This window comes from Mycobacterium sp. (assembly GCF_052145595.1).
In the GTDB taxonomy this organism is placed as follows: domain Bacteria; phylum Actinomycetota; class Actinomycetes; order Mycobacteriales; family Mycobacteriaceae; genus Mycobacterium.
In genome coordinates this window covers 24290-32330 of record NZ_JBKQOI010000124.1, presented here as the reverse complement: position 1 = coordinate 32330, position 8041 = coordinate 24290, and the positions used below count along the sequence as shown (strand labels likewise).

Sequence of the window (8041 nt, the reverse complement as noted above, 5' to 3'; positions counted from 1 at the left end):
GATCAACCTCACCGGCACGTTCCTGGTCGCCAAGGCGGCCCTGGCCAGGATGATCGAGCAACCGCGGGTCGACGGTGAGCGCGGCTCGATCGTGACCGTCGCCAGCATCGAAGGCCTGGAAGGCACGGCGGGCGGCAGCTCGTACAACGCGGCCAAGGGTGGGGTCGTCCTGCTCACCAAGAACATCGCGCTCGACTACGGACCGAGCGGCATCCGGGCCAACGCCATCTGCCCCGGCTTCATCGAAACGCCGATGGCCCAAAGTGTTTTCGGCCTGCCGGGGATGGAGGGTCCGCTGGACTCCATCACCAAGGAACACGCCCTGCAACGGCTGGGCCGGCCGGAGGAGGTCGCGGCCGTGGCGGCCTTCCTGCTATCGCCCGACGCCTCTTTCGTCAGCGGTCAGGCCATTGCCGTCGACGGCGGCTACACCGCGGGTCGCGATCACGGGGTAGTTAAACTCTTCGGCTTTCCCGACTAGACCTTTAGGATTCGCGCATGATCACTCCCGACGACGCGATCGACGTAATCCGGGCTTCCGGCGGAGCCCAACCGGGCTGCCGCGCGTTGCACGCGAAAGGCACGCTGTACCACGGCAGGTTCACCGCGAGCCCCGATGCGACCAAATTATCGCGCGCAAAATACCTCGACGGCTCGTCGGTCCCGGCGCTGATCCGCTTCTCCAACGGATCAGGTGACCCTGCCCAGCCCGACAACGTGCCCGGGGTGCGCGGGTTGGCGGTGAAGCTCACGCTGCCAGACGGGTCGACCACCGACATGTCGACGCAGACCGCCCGGCTGTTCGTCTCCAGCACGCCGGACGGTTTTCTCGATCTGCTCAAGGCGATGCGGCCCGGTCCGGCCAAGCCGCTGCGGTTGGCCACGTACATTGCGACCCATCCGCGGCTGCTCAGCTTGCTGCCCATAGTTCGAGACGGCAACAGGATCCCGGTGAGCTATGCCACCACCGAATACCACGGGCTGCACGCCTTCCGCTGGGTCGCCGCAGACGGCAGTTCTAGATTTGTCCGCTATCACCTGCGCCCAGTGGTGCGTGAAGAATTTCTGTCGGGACCGGCTGCCCGGGGCAAGGCTCCCGACTTTCTCCACCACGAGCTCAACCACCGCTTGACGGGCGGCCCAGTGCTGTTTGACTTCCGCGTTCAGATTGCCGGGCCGAACGACTCGATCGTCGACCCGTCAGCACCCTGGCGAAGCACGGAGACGATCCTCGTCGGTAACCTCGAGATCACCGGCCTGGAGACACAGCGTGAGCATGGCGGCGACATCGTCGTATTCGACCCGATGCGCGTGACCGACGGCATTGAACCCTCCGATGACCCGGTGCTGCGATTCCGCACCCTTGCCTATTCCGCGTCGGTCAAGCTACGCACCGGCGTAGATCGCGGTCCGGAAGCTCCCCAGGTGTAACGGGGAGGCGGTCGGCCGCGCGATTTTTGCGCAATGCGGTCGCGGACTAAGGTCTTTCGCAGTGCTGCCTTCCCACATGGTTTTGATCGGCCTGGCCGGGGTCGCCGCCGGCGCAATCAATGCGCTCGTCGGATCGGGCACCCTGATCACGTTCCCCACGCTCGTCGCCCTCGGCTATCCGCCGGTCACGGCCACCATGTCGAACGCGATCGGTCTGGTGGCCGGCAACGTGTCGGGCACCTGGGGTTATCGCGCCGAGCTGGCCGGTCAGTGGGACCGGTTGCGCTGGCAGATCCCGGCATCGTTGGCCGGCGCGGTGCTGGGCGCCTTCCTGCTTCTACATCTCCCCGAGAAGGTGTTCGCCGAGGTCGTGCCGGTGCTGTTGGTCCTGGCCCTCATCCTGGTGATTGCGGGGCCGCGGATTCAATCGTGGACGTTCCAGCGCGCCGAGGCGGCGGGGCGCTCACCCGAGCACATCACACCGGCGCGCATGGCCGTGCTGGTGTTCGGCACCTTTGCCGTCGGCGTCTACGGCGGCTACTTCACCGCCGCGCAGGGCATCCTGCTGGTTGGTGTGATGGGCGCATTGCTGCCGGAGTCGGTGCAGCGGATGAACGCGGCCAAGAACCTGATGACGCTGGTCGTGAATGTCGTTGCGGCCGTCGGGTATACGGTGGCGGCTTTCGACCGGATCAGCTGGCAGGTGGCCGGGCTTATCGCGGTCGGCTCGCTGGTCGGCGGATTCGCCGGGGCGCGTTATGGGCGCCGGTTGTCGCCGACCGCGTTGCGCGGCACCATCGTGGTGGTCGGCCTGATCGGGCTATACCGACTGCTCACGGTCGCGTGACGAGACAGCGCTGGGGCCGGTGGCTCACCAGCGAGAGACCGCCACGAGCGCGGTGTCCGCGGTCGGGTAGATAGGCAGCACGCGGCCGAGCCCGCAGGCGTCGACGATCCGGGCGACGACGGGCTCGTGGCTTACCAGACGCAATTCGATGCCGCGGTCCCGGCACCGTTGCGCCTCGTCGGCCAGCACCGCGAACGCGCAGCAGCCCATGAAATCGAGCCCCGTGACGTCGACCACGAATGGGCCGGGCGGAATGACCACGCCGGCGGCCTCGCTGACCAGCTGGCGCCAGGTGTGCTCATTGCAGGCGTCGATCTCGCCGCCGGCGGTGATGAGCACCGCCGGGCCGCTGCGATCGGTGGTGGCCCTCAGCGTGCTGTGTGGATCGCCCAGTTCGTAGACCAGCCGCGTGCTGAGCATCAGATGGTGGCTGGACATGGGTTCGGCAATGACTGGACTCATGGTGGACTCCCTAATCGATCGGCGTCGGCGACGCCGCGATGGATGCCCGTCCTGTTGTCTGAAGACAGACGCTTCGCCAATGGCGAATCTCTTTTGTATAACGAGACAGGGCGGTCTGTCTACATCTGGGCGGCTAAGAGTATGGTAAGGCTCGTTATGACAAGCCCCGATGTCGCGACGCCCGCCGTATCGGCTCGCGAACGGATCCTGACGGCGGCCTACGAGCTGTTCAGCCGGCGTGGGATCCGCGCGGTCGGCACCGATGAGGTGATCGAGCGCGCCGGCGTGGCCAGGGCAACCCTTTACCGTCACTTCGCGACCAAGAACAACCTCGTGCTGGCCGTGCTGCAGCGACGCGAAGAACTCTGGACCCACGGTCTGATCGAGGAGCAGTCATGGCAACGGGGCAACACGCCCGAGGAACAGTTGCTCGCGATCTTCGACGTCATGCATGACTGGTTTCATCTCCGCGACGGTTATGAAGGCTGCTCGTTCATCAACGTCCTGCTCGAGTTGGGGGCCGGTCATCCGGCCGGACAGGCCAGCATCAGTCACATCGACCACGTCCGTGACATCGTGCGTCACCGCGCCGTCGCGGTGGGGCTGACGGACGTCGAGGGGTTCGCGTCGTCGTGGCACATCCTGATGAAGGGCGCCATAGTTCTCGCGGCCGTGGGCGACCTGGACGCCGCCCTGCGTGCCCGCGAGATGGCCTGCGCCCTCATCGAGCGGCACCGGCCCATGCCGCTGGCAGACGTCGGTGAGGCGGTCGGTTAGCGGTTCTTCGCGACCGTACGCTGAGACGTCCTCGCCCCAGTGTGAATCTGACGACGCGACACGCGGGATGCATGTCGCTGATTTCACCCTCGGCGGCAGCGGATCAGGCGGCGTCAGCTGCGGTGGTGCCGGTGTTGCGGTAGTGCTCGGCCTCGAGTTCGGCGATCGCACGCGCTGTGCGTTCGCGCAGCAAGATCGCGGCGGTAAGTCCGCACACGACCGCGACGACCAGCCCGATCCAGGAGAATCGCTCCATCCAGCGTTCGGCGGCCATTCCGGCGAAATAGACCAGTGCGGTCGTGCCGCCCGCCCAGCAGATGGCGCCCGACACGTTGGCTGCCAGGAAACGCGGGTAGTGCATTTTCAAGGCTCCGGCCAGCGGCCCGGCGAAGATCCGCAGCAGAGCGATGAAGCGGCCGAAGAAGACCGCCCGAACTCCCCAGCGGTTGAACAACCTTTCGGCCAGGGCGACGTGTCCCGGGCCGAAGTGTTTCGGGAACCGCCGGCCAAGCCGTTCGAAGAGCGGCAGGCCGAACCGGCGCCCGATCGTGTAGCCGATCGAGTCCCCGACCACGGCGCCGATCACAGCGGCAATGCCGACGCCGATCGGGTTGACGGCCAGGTCATGCTGCGACGACATCACCGCCGCGCTGACCAGGATGATCTCGCCGGGAAGGGGAACGCCGAGGCTCTCGATCCCGACCACACCGCCGACCACCAGGTAGACCGCGAGTGGCGGAATTGAGTGCAGCAAAGCCTCGGCGTTCATGGGTCAAGGATGCCTGACCGGGGATGAAAACGCGCCACACCGTGGGGCGCGCTCGGCATGCCCACGGGTGTCAGCCCCGGACGTTTGGGCACCCGCCCGTCGGCCGAAGACCGGCCGCGCAGACGGCGCCAAACCCACGGCATGAGCTTTTCTTGTGTCCAGCGCAGCTGTCCATAAGTGCGGGATCTGAACCCCAGCCGCGCGGGATTGTCGCTCCCTTCGGCCCAATCGTGGTTGCTGCCAGGCAAATCGAGAGCTTCGGCAACTGCGGCGGCGAAGAGCATATGCCCCCTGGTGGACGCGTGTACGCGATCGACGTCCCACGTGTCCAAATCGCGCATCGAGGCCACGTTGTAAAGGTCCACGAGCCTGAAGTCGTATTGGTCTGCGGCCGCTCTGATCGCATCGTTGATGCGGGCAAGCCGCCCGGACACAAGCCGGCCGAGCGGCAGGAATTGCGCGACGTTCGGGAAGGTTGTGGTCACCACCGTGGCGCCGGATCCAGCGAGCGCGGCGTAAACGTGGTCGAGGTTGCTAAGGGCACGGTCGAACGATCGCCACGGCTGGATGACGTCGTTCATCCCGACGCAAACGGTGATCAGATCCGGGCGCATCGCCAGCGCCGGGGGAACCTGCTCCGTGAGCACGTCGGCCACCAGCTTGCCGCGGATCGCCAGGTTCGCGTAGTGCAAACCTGGGTAGAGCGAATCGATCGTTGCCGCGAGTCGGTCGGCAAATCCGAGGAAACCGACGGCGTCGTTGCCGTCCCACAAGCCCTCGGTCTGACTGTCACCGATGGCGACGTATCGGCTGTATCCGGTCCTGTATCCGGTCCCCGTAGCCCCGCACACGATGCAGAGACTAATCGCAATTCCTCTTCGTGTGGTTGTAGCGTGGCCCTGACTTGAGCTGAGGAGAGTCTGTGGAATTCAACGTCGCCCAAGTGTTCGCGGCGGTGGCGGCGGCCAACCCTGGGCGAGACTGCATCGTGTTCGGGGATCGGCGATTCACCTTCGCGCAGACCGACGCACGTGCCCGACGGTTCGCTCGCGCGTTGCATGAATGGGGGCTGGGCGCGCATCGGGAACGCTCCGAGTTGGCGGCACACGAATCGGGCCAAAGCCACCTCGGCCTCTACATGGCGAACTGCAACGAATATCTCGAGGCCATGCTCGGCGCGTACAAGGCTCGGGTCGCGCCGTTCAACGTCAACTACCGCTACGTCGCCGACGAACTGGCGTATCTGCTCGGCAATGCCCGCGCGGACGCCGTCATGTATCACGCCCGGTTCGCCCCGACGCTGGCCCTCGCGTTAGAAGAGGCGCTGGAGCACCTGCCCGCTCGTGTGCGGCTGATCCACGTCGACGACGGGTCCGGGAACGATCCGCTGCCGGGAGCGGTGCGTTACGAGGAACTCCTGGCATCGGTGTCCGACGAGCCGCTCGACTTGACGCTGTCGCCAGACGACCTCTATGTGCTCTACACCGGCGGCACCACGGGGATGCCCAAGGCGGTGCTGTGGCGCCAGCACGACATCTTCATGAATGCCATGGGCGGGCAGAACTTCGGCACCGGTGAGATGGCGACGAGCCTGGACGACATCGTCGAGCGGTCGCGGCCCGAGGCACCGGGTTCGATGACATGCGCGCCCCTGATGCACGGCGCCGCGCAGTGGGCGGCTTTCACCAGCATGTGTAGTGGGTGGCCGTTTGTTATGGCGCCGACGACCACCCACTTCGATCCGGCCGAGGCGTGGGCGCTGGCCAGCCGGGAACGGGTGGTGTCGCTGTCGATCGTCGGCGATGCCTTCGGGCGGCCGTTGGTCGATGAACTCGAGGCCGGTGACTACGACTTGTCCGGGCTGCTGGTGCTGGTCACTGGAGGAGCGGCGCTCAGCGTCGGGCTCAAGCAGCGATTCGTCGAGCTGCTGCCCAACCTGACGATCATCGATGCGGGGGGATCGTCGGAATCCGGCACACAGATGGGCCAGGTGTCCAATCGCTTCCAGAGCGCGACCGGCCGCTTCGCCCCCAACCCGGGTGCCGTGGTGGTCAGCGAGGACATGACCCGGATTCTGTCGCCGGGCGACGACGAAATCGGCTGGCTGGCGCAGCAAGGCTTCATACCGCTGGGCTACCTGGGCGATGCGGAGAAGACCGCGCGGACGTTCCCGGTCATCGAGGGGATCAGGCACTCGGTCCCCGGTGATCGGGCCCGCTGGTGGGCCGACGGCCAGATAGAGCTGCTCGGCCGGGATGCGGTCACCATCAACTCCGGCGGCGAGAAGATCTTCGCCGAAGAAGTAGAGGCCGCGATCGCCAAGCACCCCGCCGTTTACGACGTCGTGGTGACCGGCCGGCCCAGCACCCGCTGGGGAAACGAAGTAGTCGCGGTCGTCCAGTTGGTCGACGGGCAGGCCGGCTCGCAGGAGGGATTGGCTGACAGCATCATCGCCGAGGCCGCCCACCATCTTGCGCGCTACAAACTTCCGAAAGAGATTGTCTTCTGTGATCGGGTCCAGCGTTCACCGTCCGGCAAGGCCGATTACCGCTGGGCGAAAGCTCAAGTCGTAGGCAAGGTTTGATTGACTCGCGGCGAGCGTTGCGACGAGTTCTGAGTTAGCGTCCATTAATATGGCGATGCCGATGAACCCCAATACAATTCGGATCTCGGGCCGCGCGGGCGTCACGATAGGTGTTCTGGTTACGGCAGCTGTGTTCGTGATGGGGCTGCTGTGGGCGAAGTGGATGCCGTATGCGGCCAAAGCCCTGAAAGTCCAGCGGACCCGCCATTGGCCGGGGTCAAGCATCCTCACCGTTGGTGGGGTGCGCGCCGGGGAGGGTCCGACGTGGCACGCCGCCACGACGTTCTTCCACGTGTACTTTTCGTCGATTTGGCAGGCGCTGGTGGTGGCGCTGCTGATCAGTGCCTCGGTGCAGGCGCTGATGCCACCGTCGTGGCTGCCGCGCGCGTTGAACCGCCGTCGTCTGATTTCGAGCGCGCTCGCCGGCGGTGTTGCCGGCATGCCATCGATGATGTGCACCTGCTGCGCCGCCCCGGTCGCCGTCACGCTGAGGCGCAACGGCGTCACTCCTGCCGCGGCCGTTGCCTATTGGCTCGGAAATCCGTTGCTGAATCCCGCGGTACTTGTTTTCTTGTTCCTTGTTGCTCCGTGGCAGTGGACGCTGACCAGGCTGGTGGTGGGCATCGCCACCGTGCTCGGTGTCGCGGCGTCGGTGGGACTGGTCACCCGCGCGCGGGGGGCCGGGGAACCGCGGACCGAGGCGATCGTCGCGGCCGACCGGGAGTCCGCAGGAGCCACCCGCAGGTTCGTGCGAGTGCTGCTGCGCCTGTGTCTGTTCCTGTTGCCGGAGTACGCGGTCATAGTGCTCGTCCTCAGGGCGTTCCGGGGCTCGATACTCACCTTGACTCGACTCCCGCACAACGGCCTGCTTTATGGCCTGCTGATCGTCGTGCTCGCGGCAATAGTCGGCACGCTCATGGTCATTCCGACGGCGGGGGAGATTCCGATCCTGCAGGGCCTGGCCCTGCTCGGCGTCTCGTCGGGCGCGCTCGGTGCGCTACTGATCACTCTTCCGGCTGTCAGCGCCCCGGGTGTCGCGATGGTTGCCCGCAGCTTCGGGTGGAAGGCCACCACGACCACAACGGTCGTGGTGATCACGGCCGGTTTGCTCGGCGCCTCGGTCCTGAGCCTGCTGTGAGTCGCGCAAACCCGCGCGGTGTCCGGGGGTACG

9 protein-coding genes are annotated in these 8041 nt (G+C 66.1%); 6 read left to right on the top strand and 3 right to left on the bottom strand.

Features of this window, described 5'->3' with window-relative positions:
* The 3 genes from ACLP4W_RS11155 to ACLP4W_RS11145 all read left to right on the top strand — a co-directional run.
* Positions 1 to 481: SDR family NAD(P)-dependent oxidoreductase (locus ACLP4W_RS11155; protein ID WP_442386191.1), on the top strand; the 481-nt coding region annotated here is incomplete at its 5' end.
* Positions 482 to 498: 17 nt separating this feature from the next.
* Positions 499 to 1431 carry a catalase family peroxidase gene (locus ACLP4W_RS11150; protein WP_442386190.1) on the top strand — a complete coding sequence of 311 codons (933 nt, stop codon included), beginning with the start codon at positions 499 to 501 and terminating at the stop codon, positions 1429 to 1431.
* 61 nt (positions 1432 to 1492) lie between these two features.
* Positions 1493 to 2278 (top strand): sulfite exporter TauE/SafE family protein, encoded by a 786-nt coding sequence (locus tag ACLP4W_RS11145; protein ID WP_442386189.1) that lies wholly within the window; start codon positions 1493 to 1495, stop codon positions 2276 to 2278.
* 24 nt (positions 2279 to 2302) lie between these two features.
* Here ACLP4W_RS11145 and ACLP4W_RS11140 read toward each other — a convergent pair whose 3' ends face one another.
* On the bottom strand, positions 2303 to 2740 hold the full coding sequence (locus ACLP4W_RS11140) for an anti-sigma factor antagonist (protein WP_442386188.1): 438 nt from the start codon (positions 2738 to 2740) through the stop codon (positions 2303 to 2305).
* A 156-nt stretch (positions 2741 to 2896) separates the two neighbouring features.
* On the opposite strand from ACLP4W_RS11140, the gene ACLP4W_RS11135 reads away from it, so the two are divergent.
* Positions 2897 to 3517: a TetR/AcrR family transcriptional regulator gene (locus ACLP4W_RS11135; RefSeq protein ID WP_442386187.1), complete on the top strand. Its 621-nt coding sequence runs from the start codon at positions 2897 to 2899 to the stop codon at positions 3515 to 3517.
* A 103-nt stretch (positions 3518 to 3620) separates the two neighbouring features.
* On the opposite strand, the gene ACLP4W_RS11130 is transcribed toward ACLP4W_RS11135, so the two are convergent.
* The gene (locus ACLP4W_RS11130) at positions 3621 to 4286 is read right to left on the bottom strand and encodes a DedA family protein (RefSeq protein ID WP_442386186.1); all 666 of its coding nucleotides are present in this window, start codon (positions 4284 to 4286) and stop codon (positions 3621 to 3623) included.
* Positions 4283 to 5137, bottom strand: a complete 855-nt coding sequence (locus tag ACLP4W_RS11125) for an SGNH/GDSL hydrolase family protein (RefSeq protein ID WP_442386185.1) — start codon at positions 5135 to 5137, stop codon at positions 4283 to 4285. Before ACLP4W_RS11125 ends, ACLP4W_RS11130 begins: the two co-directional genes overlap by 4 nt.
* A gap of 71 nt (positions 5138 to 5208) precedes the next feature.
* Between ACLP4W_RS11125 and ACLP4W_RS11120 the strand changes: the two genes are divergently transcribed.
* Together ACLP4W_RS11120 and ACLP4W_RS11115 are read left to right on the top strand one after the other, a co-directional pair.
* A complete protein-coding gene (locus ACLP4W_RS11120; RefSeq protein WP_442386184.1) occupies positions 5209 to 6870 on the top strand; it encodes an acyl-CoA synthetase in 1662 nt (553 codons plus the stop codon).
* A gap of 61 nt (positions 6871 to 6931) precedes the next feature.
* Positions 6932 to 8008 (top strand): permease, encoded by a 1077-nt coding sequence (locus ACLP4W_RS11115; RefSeq protein ID WP_442386183.1) that lies wholly within the window; start codon positions 6932 to 6934, stop codon positions 8006 to 8008.
* Positions 8009 to 8041 lie beyond the last annotated feature (33 nt).